The 19,607-nt window shown below is 70.7% G+C and carries 10 protein-coding genes and 1 pseudogene; 5 read left to right on the forward strand and 6 right to left on the reverse strand.

The features are described 5' to 3' along the window. Positions 1 to 93 precede the first annotated feature (93 nt). Together AB0M30_RS42570 and AB0M30_RS42575 are read left to right on the forward strand one after the other, a co-directional pair. Positions 94 to 708 (forward strand): GH25 family lysozyme, encoded by a 615-nt coding sequence (locus AB0M30_RS42570; RefSeq protein WP_103336876.1) that lies wholly within the window; start codon positions 94 to 96, stop codon positions 706 to 708. A 19-nt stretch (positions 709 to 727) separates the two neighbouring features. Next, the gene (locus AB0M30_RS42575; protein ID WP_364596821.1) at positions 728 to 1,978 is read left to right on the forward strand and encodes an aminodeoxychorismate synthase component I; all 1,251 of its coding nucleotides are present in this window, start codon (positions 728 to 730) and stop codon (positions 1,976 to 1,978) included. On the opposite strand, the gene AB0M30_RS42580 is transcribed toward AB0M30_RS42575, so the two are convergent. Beyond that, positions 1,955 to 2,911 (reverse strand): zinc-binding dehydrogenase, encoded by a 957-nt coding sequence (locus AB0M30_RS42580; RefSeq protein WP_364596824.1) that lies wholly within the window; start codon positions 2,909 to 2,911, stop codon positions 1,955 to 1,957. The two genes, AB0M30_RS42575 and AB0M30_RS42580, sit on opposite strands and share 24 nt — an antisense overlap. Positions 2,912 to 2,960: 49 nt before the next feature. On the opposite strand from AB0M30_RS42580, the gene AB0M30_RS42585 reads away from it, so the two are divergent. Continuing rightward, a complete protein-coding gene (locus AB0M30_RS42585; protein ID WP_364596827.1) occupies positions 2,961 to 3,494 on the forward strand; it encodes a QsdR family transcriptional regulator in 534 nt (177 codons plus the stop codon). 6 nt (positions 3,495 to 3,500) lie between these two features. On the opposite strand, the gene AB0M30_RS42590 is transcribed toward AB0M30_RS42585, so the two are convergent. The 4 genes from AB0M30_RS42590 to rsmI all read right to left on the reverse strand — a co-directional run bounded on the left by AB0M30_RS42590 (position 3,501) and on the right by rsmI (position 16,513). After that, positions 3,501 to 4,487, reverse strand: coding sequence for a hypothetical protein (locus AB0M30_RS42590; RefSeq protein WP_364596830.1), 987 nt, complete (start codon positions 4,485 to 4,487; stop codon positions 3,501 to 3,503). Further along, a complete protein-coding gene (locus AB0M30_RS42595) occupies positions 4,484 to 11,257 on the reverse strand; it encodes an RHS repeat-associated core domain-containing protein (RefSeq protein WP_364596833.1) in 6,774 nt (2,257 codons plus the stop codon). Before AB0M30_RS42595 ends, AB0M30_RS42590 begins: the two co-directional genes overlap by 4 nt. A gap of 45 nt (positions 11,258 to 11,302) precedes the next feature. Next, on the reverse strand, positions 11,303 to 15,445 hold the full coding sequence (locus AB0M30_RS42600; protein WP_364596836.1) for a LamG domain-containing protein: 4,143 nt from the start codon (positions 15,443 to 15,445) through the stop codon (positions 11,303 to 11,305). A gap of 228 nt (positions 15,446 to 15,673) precedes the next feature. Next, positions 15,674 to 16,513 (reverse strand): 16S rRNA (cytidine(1402)-2'-O)-methyltransferase, encoded by an 840-nt coding sequence (gene rsmI / locus AB0M30_RS42605; protein WP_364596839.1) that lies wholly within the window; start codon positions 16,511 to 16,513, stop codon positions 15,674 to 15,676. Positions 16,514 to 16,581: 68 nt separating this feature from the next. Here rsmI and AB0M30_RS42610 point away from each other — a divergent pair, with 68 nt between their 5' ends. Then, positions 16,582 to 18,150, forward strand: coding sequence for a phospholipid carrier-dependent glycosyltransferase (locus AB0M30_RS42610; protein ID WP_360163286.1), 1,569 nt, complete (start codon positions 16,582 to 16,584; stop codon positions 18,148 to 18,150). Here AB0M30_RS42610 and AB0M30_RS42615 read toward each other — a convergent pair. Then, positions 18,151 to 18,863, reverse strand: a pseudogene (locus AB0M30_RS42615) (helix-turn-helix transcriptional regulator). It lies immediately after the preceding gene. 76 nt (positions 18,864 to 18,939) lie between these two features. On the opposite strand from AB0M30_RS42615, the gene AB0M30_RS42620 reads away from it, so the two are divergent. Continuing rightward, positions 18,940 to 19,509, forward strand: coding sequence for a class I SAM-dependent methyltransferase (locus AB0M30_RS42620; RefSeq protein WP_364596843.1), 570 nt, complete (start codon positions 18,940 to 18,942; stop codon positions 19,507 to 19,509). Positions 19,510 to 19,607: the final 98 nt, after the last annotated feature.

The raw sequence follows: 19,607 nt of genomic DNA on the forward strand, positions 1-19,607 counted from the left end.
ATCAAAAGGCCTGATCAACCGCGGGGTGTTCACTGCGGGTCCGCCTCCGGCGACGTATGGTGTGCTCTCCACCGACGCGCCGGGGGCGGAACCGTGACAGAGCCCGAGAGTGAACTCGGCATTTCGCTGTCGCACCGCGAGCAGGTGGCCGACTGGCAGGCCGTGCGCGCCGCGCAGACCCGGTTCGTGTCGGTGACGATCAGCGAGAACGTCAACTGGAGCAACCCGGCCGCGGAGCGCAACCTGGCCGGCGCCCAGGAAGCCGGGCTGCACGCGGGCGGACGGCACTACGCCCGGCCCGGCGCGGTCCACGACCAGGCGGACTTCTTCGTGCGGACGGCCAGCCGGCTCGGCGCGTTCGCCCCGGGCTCGCTCGCGCCGGCGCTGGAGGTGGCGGCCCCGAGCGTCGACGACCGGTTCGTCAAGGCGTGGATCAAGCACGTCCGGCACGCGGCGCGCATCGAGCGGGTGCTGGTCTACGCCGACTTCGACTGCTGGCAGCACCGGCTGCACCCGGACCGCTGGGCCGACAGCGAGGTCGTGCTGTGGCTGGTCCGGCACAACGGCATCCCGGGGCGGGCGGGCTGGTTCCACTCGCGGCTCGGCGTGCACCAGCACGCGTACGCCCCGGACGTGCCCGGCATCGCCGCGCCGGTGGAGCAGAACGCCGTCGTGTACCCGTTCACATTGGGCGACTTGCTGCTCTGACGTGTGGTGGTATGTCGCCATGCGCGTGACGAGCAGGCCGCTCCGGACGAACCTGACGCCGTCGCGCGCTTTCTCGGTACTCGCCCACCACGCCGCTTCCCGGGGGTGGCCGCCACCCGCGATGCTGTCCGGGGATTGGTTTTCTTCCCGGGCCGTGATCGCGCCGTCACTTTCGGTCTCCCCGTCCGCGCTGCCGCCCTTCGCGCCGGAGGTCGACGCCCCGCCGGGCGTGCTCGGCGGCGGGTGGTTCGGGTACCTGGCCTACGACCTGGCGGATCCTTCGGGCCGCACCGGCGCGCTGCCGGCGTCGGCCTGGGGCTGGGCGGACCACGTGCTGCGCTGGTCCGATTCGGGCACCTGCTACCTGGAATCCCTGGACGGCGGCGGCCCCTCGGTGTCCACAATGGAGTCGCTGCTGGCCGCCGACGTGCCCGCGCTTTCCTGGACGGCGGAGCCGCTGCGGCGGCCGCTGCCGTCGGAGCACCGGGACGCGGTGAAGGCGTGCGTGCACGCGATCGAGGCCGGCGAGCTGTTCCAGGCCAACATCTGCGCGCGGTTCACGGGCCGGTTCTCGGGGTCTTCCGCGGCGTTGTTCGCCGCCGGGGTGCGTTCCTTGGCACCCCGGCGCGCGGCCTACTTGGCGGGGTCGTGGGGATCGGTGGTTTCGTTCTCGCCGGAGCTGTTCCTCGAGCGCCACGGGCGCGCGGTGCGCTCGACGCCGATCAAGGGCACGCTCCCCCGCCGCGGACCGGAGGACGACGGGAACGCCGTCCTGCTGCGACAGTCCGCCAAGGACGTCGCGGAGAACGTGATGATCACCGACCTGGTGCGCAACGACCTCGGCCGGGTGTGCGAGGTGGGGTCGGTGACGGTGCCGTCGCTGCTGCAGGTCCGCCCGGCGCCGGGGGTCTGGCACCTGGACTCGACGGTGACCGGGGTGCTCCGGCCCTCGGTGTCGGATTCGGCGCTGCTTTCCGCGACGTTCCCGCCCGGCTCGGTGACGGGCGCGCCGAAGATCCGCGCACTGGACCTGATCGCGGCACTGGAGCCGTGCGGACGCGGTGTCTACACGGGCGCGATCGGGCTGGTGTCACCGGTGGCCGGGCTGGAGCTGAACGTCGCGATCCGGACGTTCGAGATCGCGTCCGGTGCCATTTCGCTGGGGGTCGGCGGCGGGATCACGGCGGATTCGGACCCGGAGGCGGAGTGGCAGGAGTGCCTCCACAAGGCGGCACCCCTGGAACGCCTACTTGCCGGGGTCGAGCAGTAGCTTGCCGACGGTCTGGCGGGAGCGCAGGGCCTCGTGCGCGCCCCGGGCGTCCGAGAGCGCGTACTCGCCGCCCGGGATCGCCTTGAGCTTGCCTTCCCGGACGAGCCCGAACAGGTCGGTCAAGGCGGTCCCGAAGACGTTGCCGGGCAGCCGGAAGACGTGCGGCAGCCACATGCCGCTGATGGTGGTGCTGTGGCCGAGGACGTTGCGCAGTTCGACCGGCTTCGGGTTCTCGCGCCCGGCCATGCCGTAGAAGGCGAGGCGCCCGAACGGCGCGAGCGCGGCGATGCTCTGATCGGTCGTCGTCCCGCCGACCATGTCGAGCACGATGTCGACGCGGCGGCCGTCGTTCGCCTCGATGAGCGCGGCGGTCATGTCCTCGGCACGCGAGTCGATGGCGACGTCCGCGCCGAGCTCGAGGGCGAGCGCGCGCTTCTCCTCGCTGCTGGCGGTGGCGATGACGCGCCCGGCACCCCAGGCCTTGGCGAGCTGAACGGCGACGGTCCCCACGCCGCCGGCCGCGGCGTGCACGACAACCGATTCGCCCGGTTCGAGGTGGGAGTTCTTGCGGAGCAGGATCCAGGCGGTGGTGCCCTGGACCAGCATGGACAGCGCGGTGAGGTCGTCGATGCCGTCGGGGACGGGAATGGTCGTGGCCTTGGGCGCGACGGCCTTCTCGGCGTACCCGCCACCGCCGTTGAGCAGGGCGACGACGCGCTTGCCGTCGTGGGTCCCCACGACCTCGCCGCCAGGGACGAGCGGCAGCTGGGACGGCGCGAGGTAGGAGTTCTCGGCCTGGTGGGTGTCGGCGTAGTTGACGCCGATGCGCTCGACGTCGATGAGCACCTCGCCGGGGCCGGCCACCGGGTCGGGCAGCTCGACGGGGGTGAGCACCTCGGGCCCGCCGAACTCGGTCACCTGCACTGCGCGCATGTCGCTGTCCCTCTCGCCGTCCGCTGCTCGATGTGAGACATTCTGACATATGTCTCACGCGTTCGAACTGGCACGCGACTGGTTCCTGGCCGGCCGGCGGGTCGACATGGGCGAACTGGCGGAGGCGCTGTCGATCAGCCGGGCGACGCTGCACCGGCGAGTGGGGTCCCGTGACCTGCTGCTCGGGGAGATCCTGTGGTCGCTGTCGTCGGCTTCGATCGCTCGGCTGTTGCCGTCTTGCGCGGGGCGTGGAGCCGCGGGAGTAGCGGACTTCGTGAGCGGGTATGTCCGGTTCGCGAACGACTCACCGCCGTTCCGGGACTTCTTGCGGCGGGAGCCGGAGCGGGCCCTGCGGCTGCTGACGACGCGGGCGAGCGTGTGCCAGCAGCGGACGACCTCCCGGCTCGCCGAACTGCTGACCTCGGAGGTCGAGGCGGGCCGGCTGGAGCCGCCGTTGCCGGTGCCGGACCTGGCTTACCTGCTGGTGCGGATCGGCGAGTCCTTTGTGTACACGGACGTGATCACCGGGGATGCGCCTGATGCGGAGAAGGCGCATGCCGCGGTGACCGCGTTGCTGAGCTGAGCCGGGTCAGCGGATCAGCGTGAGGTCTGTGTCCCACAGTGCGTCGACCTCACCGTTCCGCTCCGAGGTCACTCCGGCGAGTGAGTGGCCGGCCGCTCCGCTGATGTCCGGATAGGCGAACCACCCGAGCTCACCGCCGGGCGGCAGATCGGCATCCTCTGCCTGGTAGGCACCACCCGAAAGGACGACAGCCTCGAGCACGGAACCGACCTCGGCCTGCGGCCGCGCGACGACCACGACAGGCTCGTCATCGCCCAGTTCGGCACCGATTTCCGAGACGACGCCCCGCCGGGGGACCCACCTGATCCGCACGTCGGGCAGGGCCGCCAGAGCCACCCCCGGAGGTAGCTCCATCACCCAGTCGAGCGAGTCGCGACCACGAACGAGATGCCAGCGCTGCCCACCGGGCCCATTGGCCCAGCGTTCCAGGAGAACGATCGGCTCGTCCGCACCACGGGAAAGCCGTACGTGGTCCAGGAAACGGTGGTGGTCGAGCTTGCCGAGCACGGCCGCGTCGTCCTCCAGCTCGAACCACGACCAGCCATCAGCTGGATACAGGTGCAGGTCGAAACGCTGGGCAGACCCTGCGAGCTTCGCGTGGTCGGCTTGCACCGCGAGGTAGAAATCCGTTTCCACACTGACCGACAGTTCGTCATGACAGAGCACGCACGAAAAGTCGCCGATCCGAAGCATGCGCCGGACGAGCTCCATGGCCGTCCGCAGATCGACTACCACCCCGCTTCGCAGCGAGGGGACCCAGGGGGGCAGTGCCTTCGTCACCATCGCGGCCCTGATGACGAACTCGGTGACGCCGCAAGACATCGCGAGTGACCGGACGAAGTCGACATAGCGATCCTCGACCCGGTAGTACTCGGCGGCCGAGAGTACCTCGCCGGCGAATCCGGCCCCGATGTCGTCGTTCGACGTCCAGTCCTCGACCTCACCTTTGCGCGCCGCCTCGTCGTACTTGGCGACTAGCACCACAGACGTCACTTGGCCACCCATGTCAGGAACGGACCCACACCTCTTGAATAGCCGAGATCATACGATCCGCTCCGGAGGGTGCTTGCGGTCGTCTGCAGCGATTCGGCAGTCGGGCCGGCCTTGTAGAGCGCGCCGGCGTGCGCAGTCCGGTCCTGGGTGATGTAACGCTCGGCAGCAGGCGCCTTCTTGTTGATCCAGATCTTGGTCTTGCCTGCGGAGTTGACCTTGGTCGGACTGTAGCCCAGCGCCCGCGCCAACTGGTCGGATTGCTTCTTGCCCAGGATCGGCGCGTTCCGGCTCTGGCCGCCACCAGCTGCCGGGCAGTTGTGCACCAGGGTGGACGCGCCGCCGGCAGTGACGTAGAAGTCGTGCACCTCATCGACCGTGAGGTCGTAGACCGGCGAGTCGTCCTCGAAATGCCGGACGGATTCGACGACCGCATCACTGCCGTCGGCCGATCGCAGGTGGTCTCCGACCGCGAGGTCCCCGATCTCCACCCAGTTGTTCTCGTCGTTCACCCAGAAGGGATGCCAGTCCGTGGCGGAGATCGTTCCCTCTCCGGCCCCGGACCTGACGGTGATCTCCGTCCGCTCGACCTCGTTGCCGTGGACGTCGGTTCCGACCACTTCGTGCGGCTCGGTCCTGCCCGTCTCCGGATCGGTGGCGACCACCACGTCTCCCGTACGCACCTCGGCGATCGGCTTGGTCGTGCCGTCAGCGAGCAGGACGAGCACGTTCGCCGGGAAACTGCAGGCGTCCGACGCCGCCTTGGCCTCAGCGGCACCTGCGCTTTCGGCGCCCTTGGCCCCCTCGGCCCCGTGGGCCACTTCCGAAACCGCGTGCTCGGCATCAGCCGCCGCATTCGCGGCCTTGTCCGCGTCGACCAGGACCTTCTCCGTGTCGACGATGACCTTCTCGGCCTTCTCCACCTCCTTGCCGAACGTGATCAGGGCCTTTGCGCCCTTCCAGAAGTCCGCGATGATCTCGCCGGCCTTGAGGATCTTGCCCCAGGGGATGAAGTTGATGACCGTCCGGACGCACGCACCGAAGGCGCCCTGCGTCACGCAGTCCTTGATGTCGTCCCAGCCGATCAAGCCCTTGATCAGCTCGCCCGCCGCTTCGACGAACACGTCCCACTTGGACTTCTTCGCCACCGCCTGTGCGTCGCGGTAGGCCGCCGTGTTGACGTTGTGGGCGGCCAGGTACTGGTCGCGGGCGGTCTTTCCGCTGCGCTTGTCGATCTCCTGCTGCGTGTGGTGGCCCACCACGTTGCAGCTCGGGTTCCACGAACACCCCTCGGCCTGCGGGGTACCCGGGTTGCAGAGCAGCCCGTCCGAACCCATGCTGTGGCACGCCGACAGCCCCGACGGGTCCGACTCCGTCGCCGGCGAGTTGTTCGCGTACGCGTACGCGTTCAACGTCTGCGGCAGGTCCGGCGTCAGCACCGGGTCCGTCTTCGTGAACCGGCCCGTCACCGGGTCGTACTCACGCGCGCCCAGGTGCGTCAGGCCCGTCGTGTCCTGGTAACCGCCCACGAAACCGTGCTTGTCCGGCCACGTCGACGTCTGCGCGCGCACGTTGCCGAACGGGTCCGTGTAGCGCTGGTTCGGCTGCAGCGTCCCCTGCGTGATCGACAGGCCGTTCGTGCCGTGCAGGTCGCCCAGCATCCACCGCAGCCCCGACGTCCCCACCCGCTCGGCCACCTGCGTGCCGCCGTGCGCGTAGAAGCGGATCGCCGTCGCCGCGTGCGTGCCCGCCGTCTGGAAGACCTCCAGGTCGCCGATCGACAGGGTCGCGCCCGTCGGGTCGTGGGCGATCAGGCGGTTGCCGTCCGCGTCGTAGACGTACGAGCTCTGGCCGCCCTTGTCCGCCTCCGTCGCCGTGCGGCCTTCGGCGTCGTAGGTGAACGTCTGCGTGTCGCCGCCGACGTTGCGCGTCTCCACCGAGCCGGCCTTGTCGTAGGTGTACCCCGCCGTGGCCGTGCCGTTCGGGCCCGCCGTGTCCGTCTTCTGCAACGCGTGCGGCCGGACGGCCGAGGCGCCCGAAGCCGGGTACGTGTACGTCGTCGTCACGTCGCCGGCCGCCTTGTGCTCGACCTGGGTCTTGCGGTTGCCGGTCTTGTCGAAGGTGTAGGTGTTCCAGTACGGCGCCGCCCCGCTCAGCGCGGACGCCGACTTCGCCGTCGCGCAGTCGCCCGACGACGGGGTCCACGCGTCCGACATCCGCTGCAGGTAGTCGTAGTCGAAGCACTGGATGTCGGCCGTCGAGCCGGCCGGGGTGTCGGCGATCTTCCGGACGTTGCCCGCCGGGTCGTAGGTGTAGGTCCGCTTCGACAGCTCGGGCGCGACCTGCGTCTCCCGGGTGACCGTCGTGGTCTGCGGGCGCCGGGTGACCTGGTCGTAGGTCTGGGTCACGCCGACGTTCGCCACCGACGTCAGGCCGTCCAGCTGCAGCGTCGACATCTCGTTGAGGGACGTGTACCCGGTCGACGACACCAGGTCCGTGCGCGCCCCGGTCGACGCGTCGAGCGCGTACGTCGTCGACGGCAGGCCCAGGTCGGTGTAGTCGTGGATGATGTTTTCCTGGTGCAGGTTCCCCGCCGCCGGGCTCACGGTCTTCGCGATGGCGCCCGTCGCCGTGTATGCCGTCGAGAACTCGTAAGTGCCCTTGAGTGCGTCCTCCTTGGCGGGGATGTCGACGGCCGTCTTGGTCGGCCTGCTGAACCCGTCGTAGGCGACGACGCGGTTCGTGTAGCCGTCGGAGCCGTCCCAGCGCGTCGACGAAGCCGGCAGGCCGAGCCCGTGCAGCACTGTGTCGTAGGTCCAGCTCGCCAGCTGCGGACCGGTGTCGGAATCCTTGTTCTCGCGGACCTTCCGGCCGAGCGTGTCGTAGGTGTAGACCAGCGTCTGGTTCCGGGCGTCCGTGGTCGTCTTGAGCTGCCCGGCCTGGTCGTAGGTGAACGTCGAGCGCCCGGCGTCCGGGTCGTTCTGCTCGACCTTGCGGCCGCGCAGGTCGTACTTCGTCGTCCAGACGTTGCCCGACGAGTCCTGCAGCGACGTCATCGCGCCGGCGGCGTTGTAGGCGTACGTCGTGACGTCGGCCGGGTTCGCGCCGCCCGGGGTGTAGCCGTTGGTGTACTGCAGCCGCTGGACGGTCTGCCCCTGCGCGTCGGTGACCACTGTGGACGGTGAGCCGCCCGCGGGCGGGATCGTCGTGGTCCGCTCACCCTCGTACCGGGTGGAAGTCCGCCACTGCTCGACGGCCTTGGACATCAGGATCGACGCGGTCGGCCGCGCCCGGCGGTCGTACTCGGTGACCGTCTGCGCCATCACCACGTCGTCGGCGGCACCGACGAGGGTCTCGTTCGGCCCCGAAGCGTCGTTGTAGAACGGGGCGTTCGTCTTGAACTGCAGGCCGCGGGAGTCGTACAGGGTGTCGGCGATGATCCGGCCGCCGCCCTGCGCCGGCACCTGCGTCTGCCGGAGCCGGCCGAGCTTGTCGTAGATCGTGTACGAATCGGTGTAGGAGTTCGTGTCCTGCAACGTCTTCGTGCGCACGAAGATCGGGCCGGTCTGGCTCAGCCCGTATTCGAACGTCGCGCTCGCCGTCTGGCTGCCCTTCGTCCGGCCCGGGTTCCAGACCGCCGTCTTCCGGCCGAGCGCGTCGTAGTCGACGTCCGTCCGGACGCTGTTGACGTCGGCGGACGTCGTCGGGTTGCCGCGCGCGGGTTCCAGGGTGGTCGTCGACGTCCAGCCGAGCGGGTTGGTCGTCTTGATCTGGGTGACCGGGCCGCCGGTGAACTCGGTCTTGGTCAGGTTGCCGAAGACGTCCCACGCCTCGGTTTCGCGGCCCAGGTCGTCGTAGCCGTTCTTCGCCGTGGCGACGTAGTGCTTACCGGCGGCGTCCCAGGTGTCGAGGGTGTCCTGCTCGGTGATGTCGCCCTTGGTCGGCGGCGTCCCGACGGCCTGGTGGTCGTAGGCCACCTTGACGTCGGTGATGCTGTTCGCCGCCGTCTGGGTCCCGGCGCAGGTACCGCCGAACATCACGACCTCGCTCGACCGGTCGAACATGCCGGCGTCGTTCGCGAGGTAGGTCGTGTTGGTGCAGGTGTCGTCGCCGGGCACCGAGGTGTCGCCGAGGTCCTCGACCTGGGTGGTCATCCCGTTGTCGTTGAACGCCTTCTTCACCTGCGTGCGCCGGTAGGTCTTGCCGTCCGAGAGCAGCGTCCGGCCGCGCACCGAAGCGGTGTCGATCAGGTACGCCTTGAGGCGCCCGTCGGAGCTGGTCGCCGTCGGGCCGCGCAGCCACGGGTCGTTGACCGAAGCCGAGTCGACGGTCCGGCCGTCGGCCAGCTTCGTCCGCGACTCGCGCAGGAAGCCCTGCAGCGGGTCCTGGTCGGTGATCGTGCCGCCGTCGGAGTCGGTGACCACCTCGCCGTCCATGCCCCGCAGGTAGAGGGACTCGGTCACGGTCTGCGTCGCGCCCGGGGCGCCGATGGACGTGGTCACCACGTTGTAGCCGCGCCACTGGTTCCAGGTGCGGCGGTCGTCCGGGGTGAACTGGCTGTCGTCGTAGTGCCAGGCCGCGCTGTCCGCCGGGTAGCTGTAGTGGGTCTCGACCGGGATCGCGTCCCCGGGCCCGTCGTCCTCGGTGACGTCGGTGACGACGTACTTGTGGAACCAGTCCAGCACCGGGTCCTTCGCCTCGGGCGGGCTCCAGTAGGAGGCGTAGCAGCGGTACTTGTCCGTCTGCGGCGACGCCGGCATCTTCGTGCCGGGGACGCAGTCCTGCGCCGAGTAGATCACGGAGATCCGGCTGCCGGTCTCGGTGCGGATCTCCTTGAGCCGGCTGCGGGTGATCGCCGCGTACTTGTCGCCGAGCGTGTCGACGCGGTTGGGGAAGATGTAGCGGTCGAACTGGGTCGGCGGCAGGGTGATCGGCGTGGCCCCCGCCTTGCCGGTGTGGGTGACCGAGTTCAGCCACGGCGCGGGCGGGGCGTTGTCCCCCGACCCGGGGTAGGACTGGACGAGGTCCCACTGGTCGATGTCGTGCGGGGCGGTGCCGGTGAAGTACTGGGTGCGGACCGCCGTCAGGCGCTTGCGGGTGAAGAAGGCCGGCGCGCCGTAATCGCAGGTCGCGCCGTCGGCGCAGATCTGGTCGAACGGGACGTCGGGCCAGTGCGCCGCGTTCGCGGCGGTCAGCTTCGCCGGGGCGCAGTCGAAGGAGGCGTCCGGGATGCACCGCTCGGCCGTGTCGAACAGAACCTGGTTCGTCGGGCCGCTGCCGTAGACGCTGCCGTTCACCAGCCGCAGGCCGTACTCGACGCGCAGCGGGTAGCCGCCCGCCACGTACGGCGTGCCGGCCGAGGTGACGTTGAGGTTCAGCCCGTAGGAGTTCTTCTCCGGCTGGTAGTAGAAGGTGCTGACGTTGCCGTGCGGGTCGACGGAGTAGTCGAGGTTCCAGCGCCACGCCTGCTGGCACCACGAGTGCGCGAAGTCGTTCGGCTTGTAGCAGTCCTCGCCGTCGTTGTTGCCGAACACCGGGACCGTCCACGCGGACTGCGTCTCCGGCTTGCCGCTCGCCCAGCCGGGCAGGTGGTTGAGGCCGAAGTAGTACTGGGTGCCGTCACCGGTGGTGACGCGCCAGTGCTGACCGCGGGAGACGCCGTTCGCCGCGCCGGTCAGGAGCTCGACCTTCGACCCGTCGTCGCTCTTGGGCCGCCACAGCGTGTCGTTGATCTTGATCAGCTGCGTCGACCGGCCGCCGAGCACGAGCGACGCGTTGTCGGGGCCCCAGCACTGGTCCCCGGTCTTCGTCTGGCCGTTGTTGCCGCCCAGGTCCTCGCTGCAGCCCTTGTAGTGGCGCTCGATGAAGCCGCCCGGCGTGAAGTCCCACCCGTCGCCGATCCAGGAAGCCTGGTTGTTCGTCGCCGAGGTCAGGCCGTCGATGCTGCCCGAGGAGTAGCTCAGCGCGAGGTTGGGCGCGGCGCCGTTCGGGGCCTTGGGCGCGGTGAACGGGTAGCTGTAGGAGAAGTCGCCGCCCGATCCGCCGCCGGACCAGTCACCGGCCGCCGAGAGCGGCATCGCCGTCGTCGAGCCGGCCGAACCGGCCGCGGCGGCCGTGGCCGCGAGCACCTGCGTCTGCCCGCTCGGCGCGACCTCGGCGCTCACCTGCTTCGCCTTGGCGTCGTTGGCCGAACCGGCGATGGGCGTGCGCGTGCGGCACTGCGGTTTGTCCGGTGTGGACAGTGCGCACGCCGGCAGCGCGAACAGCCGGAGCCGGTCGCTCCAGCCGCCGCCGAAAGCGCCTGCGAACCCGCTGTAGTCCAGCCCGACCCGGACGGGGCCGTCGGTGGCGCCGGTGACCGACAGGACGACGCCCTCGAGCCCGAGCGCCTCGGCGGCCTTGTGGTCGGCGACCTTGACGTGCGCCTTGCCGGGCTTGGCGGCCACCGCGGCCCGGCCGAGCCGCAGCGGGGAGTCCGCGACGCGCTGCTGCTGCGCGGCCGGCGCCAGGTCGACGTCGAACTCCCCGGCGGCCGGCCAGACCGGCGCCACGGCCGGCGCCGTGCCGACCTTGAGCTCGGGCAGTTTCCCGGTCACGACCGGGTGCACCGGGATGCTCTTCTCCTTCGGTGCCGGCGGGACCGACCAGCCTCCGGGCCGTCCCATCGGCGCGGCGACCGCCGTGCCGCCGGAGCCGAGCATGACGGCGGCGAGCACCACCGCGGTGACCCGGGAGAAGCGGACCCGCCGGGCCCGACTGGCACTTCTGCGCATGACAAACCTGCCCAATTCTGCGAACGCGGGGAGAAGCCGGCGGGATTACGGGTGGTCGAGAACGGTGTCCGCGTTGATGTGCTGCTCGTCGAGCACACCGCTGTAGACCCGGATGCCGCGGAGGTCGCCGTACCAGTAGTCGGTGTCCATGCCCTCGAAGCGGCCACGGCCGAGGAACAGGTCCTCGACGTCGCTCGCACCGTTCCAGCCCACGACGTTGCCGACGCACTTCGTCGTGTACCGGTAGGCGTCCGTGGTCGCGTACAGGCAAGCCCGGTGGAGCACCGCGTCGTACGTCCCGGCCAGGTGCGTCCAGACGTTCGGCTGGGCGTCCCCGTCCGGCGTCACCAGCACGGACACCGGCGTCGACGGGGTGGACTCCTTCATCCACATCGCCCAGCTCCAGCGTGGGTGCCAGGCGCCGCTCGTGTCCTGGACGCCGCGGTGGCCCAGCAGGTAGGGCGAGTAGTACGCGCCGTTCGCCCCGAGCGCGGTGCGGCCGGGCTTGTCGACGCCGGCGGGATCGGACGGATCCCGCTGCTTCTCCTTCGCCGCGTCGGCGTCCGTCCAGGTCTTCTTGACCCACGCCTCGACGGTGAAGCTGCGGTCACTGCGGAAGTTCTGCGGCCGCGGCCCTTCGATCTGCGAGCCCCACGCGAACGGGTAGCGGGCGACGTTCGCCCCGTTCTCGTCGGTGGTCAGCTGGACGTTGCCCGACGGCGTGCCCGTCACGCCGCTCACCGCGTCGGTCGTCGTGCCGTCGAGCTGGTAGTTCGCCCGCAGCACCGCGGTGTTGGCGAGCCCGGCGATCTCCGTGGCGGGCAGCGCCCGGTCCCAGACCTGGACCTGGTCGATCGAGCCGTTGAAGACCCCCAGGTCCTGGTCCGCCACCTTGCCCACGGTGAACGGCCCGGTGCCCCGCCACACGGTGCCGGCGGGAATCGCCACCTCGGTGGCCAGCACGCCGTTGAGGTAGAGCCGTTCCTTCGCGGCCACCGAGTCGTAGACCCCGGTCACGTGGGTCCACAGTCCCACGTGAGGCGTGATCGGCACCGCGGCCCAGCGCCACCCGGCCGCGTTCGGATCGCCGCTGTCGGTGGTGCTCATGCCGATCCCGATGTTGTCGGGCGAGCTGCTCATCTGGACGGCGTTGCCGTGGACACCCTGCTGGGCGAGGATCGTGTAGTGGTTGGCGTCCTTCAGCTTCACCCAGGCCGAGACCGAGAAGCTCTGCGAGCTGTCGACGGCCGGCGCTGACGTCGCGGCGTAACCGGGGCCCTGGTCGACCAGGGCCTGGCCGCTCCCGTGGCCGATGCCGTCCTCGGTCGCCGACTGGCCCGCCGAGTCCGAATACCCCGGGCCGTAGGCGAGGTTGTGCAGCACGAGGGTGTTCTCGGTGCCGGTGGCGTCCTTCGTGTCACCGTCCAATGTGTACTCTCGCGCGGCGTTCAGTCCGGCGGGGACGCCGTTGGCGCCGTACAGGGTGGTGACCTCGCTCGCGGACAGGGCCCGGCCGACCACGACCGCCTCGTCGATCGATCCCTTGGCCAGGTAGGCGCGGGCACCACCCGACTTCGCGCCGCCCAGCACGAGCGGGCCGGTCACGTTCGCCGCCGTCGCGGACACCGTCTGCTGGAGGGCACCGCCGACGTAGAGCGCGGCGGTGTGCGCGGTGGCGTCGTAGACGCCGGTCAGGTGGGTCCACGTCCCGGCCGCCGGAGCCGCCGCCGACACCGCCGAGGTGACCGCCGGGCTCGCCACGTCCGCGCCGCTCAGGCTGAACGCCCACTTGCCGGTTTCCAGGTACTGCAGGGCGAACCCGCTGGTCTGGTCGCCGTCCTGGGAGAGGAACGCGCGCCTGCCGCTCAGGTCGGCCGCGTTCACCCACGCCGACACCGAGAAGGACTTCGCGGTGTCGACGATCCGGGCCGGGGTCGCGAAGTAGTCACCGGACTGGCCGCTGAGCACCGCGGCCTGGCCGAGCTTGCCCGCCGCGAAGTTGCCCGTGCCCGCACCCGCGTACCGCAGGCCGGTGACCTGCGAACGGCCGTCGCCCTCGAACTGCCAGGACGCCGCCGGCGCCGCCGCGTCCTTCACCGTGAACGCGTAGTCGACCCGGTTCGACGGGGTCTTCGCCCGGTTGCACGACCACGCGCTGAGCACGTGCGGTCCCGAGCTGCCCGGGGCGATCGCCGTGGTGCCGGGCCCGTTGAGGGCCTTCGGCGTCACCGTGCCGGCTTCGGTGCCGTTGCAGCTCGGCGAGGCCGTGTTGTCCAGCCGCCAGACGTAGTGGTCGACCGGGGCCGCGGTGCCGGCCGGGGTGAAGGTGAAGTCACCGGCGCGGCCGGGGCCGCCGCCGTAGGCGCCCGACGGGTAGGTCTGCGACGCCACCCCGGGAACCGCGGGCGGGGTCAGCTCGACCTCGGCCTCGCACGGCACCGCCCACGACGTGTCCTTGCCGTCGAACGAGTGGACGTCCCACGAGTAGAACCCGTCGGCGTTCATCTCGTCCTTGGGCAGGGTCGTGACCGCGTTCCGGTTCGCCTGGTTGCCGTCGCTCAGGATGTTGTCCGAGCCGAACTCCCGGCCGTCCCAGGTGTAGTTGCCGGACCCCTTGCTGACGAGTCCCTTGTAGATGCGGAACCGGGCGTCGAGCGCGTTGCCGTCGGGGTCGGAGACGTTGGCCCGGGTCACGTAGCCGGTGCTGGTCGGGCCGAGCACCGGGCGCGAGGCACCCTGGACGCAGGGGTAGGGCTGGGTGCCGTTGAAAACGGCGAGGTTGGCCGGCTGGTTCGGCGGGGAGTTGTAGATGACGGAGAACCCGACCTGCGTCGAATAGCGCTTCCAGGTCGCCTGATCGCCCTCGTTCGGCGAGACGAGGCCGAAGGTCCAGGTCGGCGAGTTCCCGCCGACCGCGTTCGCGATGACGTCGGTGATGTCGAAGCCGGCGTTCGCCGGGCAGCCCACGACGGTCCTGATGGGGCTCCACCACGACGGCCCGCTGTTGAACGCCATCCCCGCGGAGATGCCACCGGACCAGACGACGTCGTTGTTCCGGTCGCAGCTGCCCGGGTTGGTCAGGCCCAGATTCAGCTGGGCGCCGTAGATCTTCTTCCCGGCGAGGCCGCCCAGGTTCATCTCGACGAACGAGCGGGCGGTGATGAGGTGCGACCCGTTGCAGGTCGACTTCGAGTCGTTCACGTACCCGGCGCGAAGGTTGTCGTCGCTGTCCCAGACCGCGTCGCCGGGCGACTTGTTCGAACCGCAGGCGTATTGGACGAGGTAGTGGTTGCGGCCGCAGTTCTGGCAGTAGATGTCGTGCCAGGTCGGGTCGACGTAGACCGGGTAGACGGTGTCGGGCGCGGCCAGCAGCTTCCGGTCCGGGGTGAGGGTGAGCTTCGTCCCGGCGAGGTCCACGCCGACCGCGGCCCGGTGGCCGCCGGGCGCCGGCCCGCGGGTGAAGTCGCGGCCGTCCGGGTCGATGCCGGACGAGTCCCACATGGTCGCGGGCGGGGCGCTGAACTTCTCTTCGCCCTTCGCGTCCCGTACGTGGAGGCTGCCGTCGGCGTCCTTGACCACGGTGCCGTTCTGCACCGGCAGCCCGAAGCCGAGCGTCTCGACCTTCGCGGCGGCCTCGGGGGTCTTGACCACGACGACCTCGTGCACGGTGTCGACGTCGACCTCGACCCGCAGGTCGACGCCGGGCAAGACGTCGGAGTAGGTGGCGGTGGAGCCGGTGACGACCGGCTCGGGCAGGGCGCCGGCCCAGTCGAACCCGGCCGTCGTGCCGTCACGCGTCAGCCGCAGCAGGGGCTGCGCGCCGGCGGACTTCACCGCGCGCTGCCGGCCCGCCGACAGGGTGATCCCGGTGGTCGCGGCCTTCGGGGCGAGCACGCCGTCCTTCGGTGCGAGCGTCGAGTCGGGCGCCGCCCAGCCGCCGCCCTGCTTGACGCGCACGGGCCGCAGGTGACGGGTGGCGGTGAACGTGCCGTCCGGGTTGGCGAAGGTTTCGGCGGCCTCGGTGGTCTGGTCCATCGCCTGGACGCGCTTGTGCGCCAGTCCGGCGTAGCGGGCGGCGGTCGCCTCGTCCGGCGCGGTGTCGGGCACCTGCGCGACGGTGTCGGCCGCGGCGGGCGCGGGACGCGAAAAGGCCGTGGCGGGGAGAATCCCGAAAGCCACGGCCAGCACGAGCAGAACGGCGCCGGATCTGGATCTCGGGCAGGACGAAGACACGCGAAGAACCCCCTCGTTGTGCGGCCGGACCACCCCCGGACCGCGCCCCGAAACGATCTCCGATGAACGCCTCGCGCGCCAGCGGCCAGAAGGCTTAATCCAGGCGGAGCCGCCTATCCCCACAAAAAGGACATACTTCCCGGACAGTGCGACGCAGAGTAGAACGGCGTTCTCCAGGCGAAGTCATTGCGACTTCCGCGCCGCCAGCACGGCGTCGTACAGCTCCTTTTTGGACACTCCGGTCGCTTCGGCGACCTCCGCCGCCGCGGACTTCAGGCGCTCGCCGGCAGCCACCCGCGCCGCGACCTCGTCCACCAGGTCCGCCACCGACACCGCCCGCGGCTCGGCCCCCGAGAGCACCACCGTGATCTCGCCGCGCACCCCGTCCGCGGCCCACGAAGCCAGCTCCGCGAGCGTGCCCCGCTTCACCTCTTCGTACGTCTTCGTCAGCTCCCGGCACACCGCGGCGGGACGGTCCGGGCCCAGCACCGCGGCCGCATCGGACAAAAGGGATGCCAGCCGATGCGGGGACTCGAAGAACACCGCCGTCCGGGGCTCGGCGCGCAACGACGTCAGCCACTTGGCCCGCTCGCCCGGCTTGCGCGGCGCGAACCCCTCGAAGCAAAATCGGTCACAGGGCAAACCGGACAACGCGAGCGCCGTCGTCACCGCGGACGGGCCCGGCAGGCACGTCACCGGCAGGTCTTCCGCCACGCACGCGGCCACCAGCCGGAAGCCCGGATCGGACACGCTGGGCATGCCGGCGTCCGTCACCAGGACCACCGTCTCGCCCGCGTGCAGCGCTTCGAGCAGCTTGGGCAGGCGTGCCGTCTCCACGTCCTCGTAGAAGCTCACCACCCGGCCGCGCGGAGTCACCTCCAGCGCGGAAGCCAGCGATCGCAGGCGCCGGGTGTCCTCGGCCGCGATGACGTCGGCTTCCGCCAGAGCCGAGATCAGGCGCTGGGAAGCGTCACGGACGTCGCCGAGCGGGGTGGCGGCGAGGATGAGGCGGCCCGAAGTCACCCGGCCAGCCTAGGCTGATCAGCGGATCCGGACGACGGACGCCCCGTCCCGCCCGTAGGATCGCCCCCGTGACCGCCGTGCTGACCCGTCCCGACGACGAAAGCGTCCGGCCGGACCCGGTCGAGGCGCTCCGGCCGCCGACCGACCGCGAGCTGACCCTGCTCGGCCGAGGCATGCCAACGGACCGATTGCGCGGCTGGGTCGTCACCCTCGTGCTGACCGTGATCGGCGGCATCGTCCGGCTGCAGAACCTCGGCGTGCCGACCGACAAGGGCAGCCCCGTCTTCGACGAGAAGCACTACGTGCCGCAGGCGTGGCAGGTGCTGCGCAACGGCGGTTACGAGGACAACTACGGCTACGAACTGGTCGTCCACCCGCCGCTGGCGAAGCAGCTGATCGCGATCGGCGAATGGCTGTTCGGCTACAACGGCTGGGGCTGGCGCATCATGCCCGCGCTGGCCGGCACGCTGATGGTGCTGCTGGTCATCCGCATCGCCCGCCGCCTGACCCGCTCGACGCTGCTCGGCGGCATCGCCGGCATCCTGGTGATCAGCGACGGCGTCCTGCACCTGCAGTCGCGCATGGGCATGCTCGACATCTTCATCGCGCTGTTCGTGCTCGCCGCGTTCGCCTGCCTGCTCGCCGACCGCGACCAGGTGCGCGAACGGCTCGCGACGGCGGTGCGCGAGGGCTGGGTCAACGAGTCCGTCTGGGGCCCCAAGCTCGGCTTCCGCTGGTGGCGGTTCGCGACCGGCCTGATGATCGGGCTCACCTTCGGCGTCAAGTGGTCGGCGCTGTACTACATCGTCGCGTTCGGGCTGCTCTGCGTCGGCTTCGACGTCGCGGCCCGGCGCGCGGCCGGCGTCGAACGGCCCTGGCTGGGCACGATCCGCCGGGACGTGCTGCCCGCGCTGTGGGCGATCCTGCTCATCCCGTTCCTGATGTACTTCGCCGCGTACTGGGCCTGGTTCGCCAGCGAGACCGCCACCGACCGGCACTACACCGAGATCAAGGACATCGCGCCGGGCTTCTGGTCGTGGATGCCACCGGCGCTGCGCTCGCTCGGCGACTACACGGCGAACGTCCTGCACTTCCACGAAACGCTGGTCACGCCCAAGGACAACCCGCACCCGTGGGAGTCGAAGCCCTGGACGTGGCCGATGGGCCTGCGCCCGATGCTCTACAGCTACAACGGCGAGGTCACCGGCTGCGGCGAGGCCCGCTGCATCAGCGCGACGATGCTGATCGGCACCCCGGCGATGTGGTGGCTGGCGATCCCGATGCTCGGCTGGGCGGCGTGGCGCTCGATCTTCCGCGCGGACTGGCGCTACGCGGCCGTGCTGGTCGGCTACCTCGGCGGGTACGTCTTCTGGTTCACCAACATCGACCGCCAGATGTACTTCTTCTACGCGACGCCGCTGGCGGCGTTCCTGGTGCTGGGGCTGACGTTGTGCCTGGGCCAGATCCTCGGCAGCGCCCGCCGCGGCTTCGAGAGACGCGGCACGGGCCTGCTGGTGGTGTCGCTGTACGTCGGGCTGGTGGTGGCGAACTTCGCCTGGCTGTGGCCGATCCTGAACGGCATCGCGATCACGAACGGCCAGTGGGAGGCCGAGCGCTGGCTGCCGTCCTGGCGGTAGTCAGCCCGCGAAGTACGCCCCGGGCGTGACGCCGACAGCTCGCCGGAAGGCCGCGACGAACGCGCTCGCCGAGCTGTACCCGACGCGGTGGGCCACCGTCTCCAGCGGGGCGGCCTGGGCCAGCAGCGGCAGCGCCGCCCGCAGCCGCGCCTGGGTGCGCCAGGTCCCGAACGGCATCCGGCACTCGCGGACGAAGATCCGCGCCAGCGTCCGTTCCGCGGCCCCGACGTCGCGGCCGAACTCGGCGAGGGTCCGCGGGTCGGCCGGGTTCGCGAGCACGGCCGCCGCCACGTCGAGCGCGCGCGGGTCCGCCGGCGACGGCACCACGATCGGCACCACGTCCAGGGGCTCCAGCAGGTCGAAGGCCACGGCTTCGGCACGCAGCCGGGCGGCGGGCGCGACACCGTCGCCGGTCAGGTACTCGAGCAGCTCCCGCAGCAGCGGCCGGACGACGACCAGCCGGGGCCGCGGCCACGACACCGGCGACCGCGCCGGGTCGGCGTAGATGCCGCGCAGCGCCGCCCGCCCGAGCGCGCCGGTGCGGTGCCGGACACCGGCGGGCATCAGAGGGCCCGCGTCGGCGGCAGCACCCAGCCGGCGTCGCCCGCCTTGACCGCGACCACCCCGCGAGCCGACCAGACCAGCTGGTGCGCCGGGTGCTCGTGTCACGGGAACCAGGTGCCGGCGGGCAGGTCGAACGCGCCGAGCAGCATGGCTTGACCGGTTCGCGACATCGGTTGGCAGCGTATCGGCTACCGGTCACCCGCGCGCGTCCCTAACGTCGATGCCATGCCGATGAACCTCATCCACCGCAGGATTTGCAGCTCAGCGAAGTGGGCGGACACGGTCGAGGAACGCCTGACGCCGTGGCTGGCCCGCCACGACCTCGGCGACGACGTCCTCGAGATCGGCCCCGGCTTCGGCGCCACCACGACCGTGCTGCTCAAGGCGGTCCCGAAGCTGACCGTCCTGGAGATCGACCCCGCGTCGAGCGAGCTGCTGCGGGCGAAGTACGGCGACCGCGCGGAGGTCGTCGAGGGTAGCGGCGCGCAGATGCCGTTCGAGGCGAACAGGTTCTCGGCCGTCGTGTGCTTCACGATGCTGCACCACGTCCCGACGAAGGAGCTTCAGGACGCGATCTTCGCCGAGGCCGCCCGGGTCCTGCGCCCCGGCGGCACGTACTGCGGCAGCGACGGCCAGCTCAACCTCAGGTTCCGCCTGCTGCACATCGGCGACACGATGAACGTCATCGACCCGGCAACGTTCCCCGCGCGACTCGGGAAGGCCGGGTTCGCGCAGGTCGACGTCCAGGTGGAACCGAAGCAGCTGGTGATCTTCTCGGCTGTGAAGCCGGGCTAGCCGGGCTAGTGTCGCGCGTCCGAAGTTCAGTGACAGCGGCCCGGTCCCCGAGCGCCCCAATGTGGCCTTGGTTGCGTTGAACGCACCCAAGGCGGCCT

The sequence above is a fragment of the Amycolatopsis sp. NPDC051716 genome (assembly GCF_040681595.1).
Classification (GTDB): domain Bacteria; phylum Actinomycetota; class Actinomycetes; order Mycobacteriales; family Pseudonocardiaceae; genus Amycolatopsis.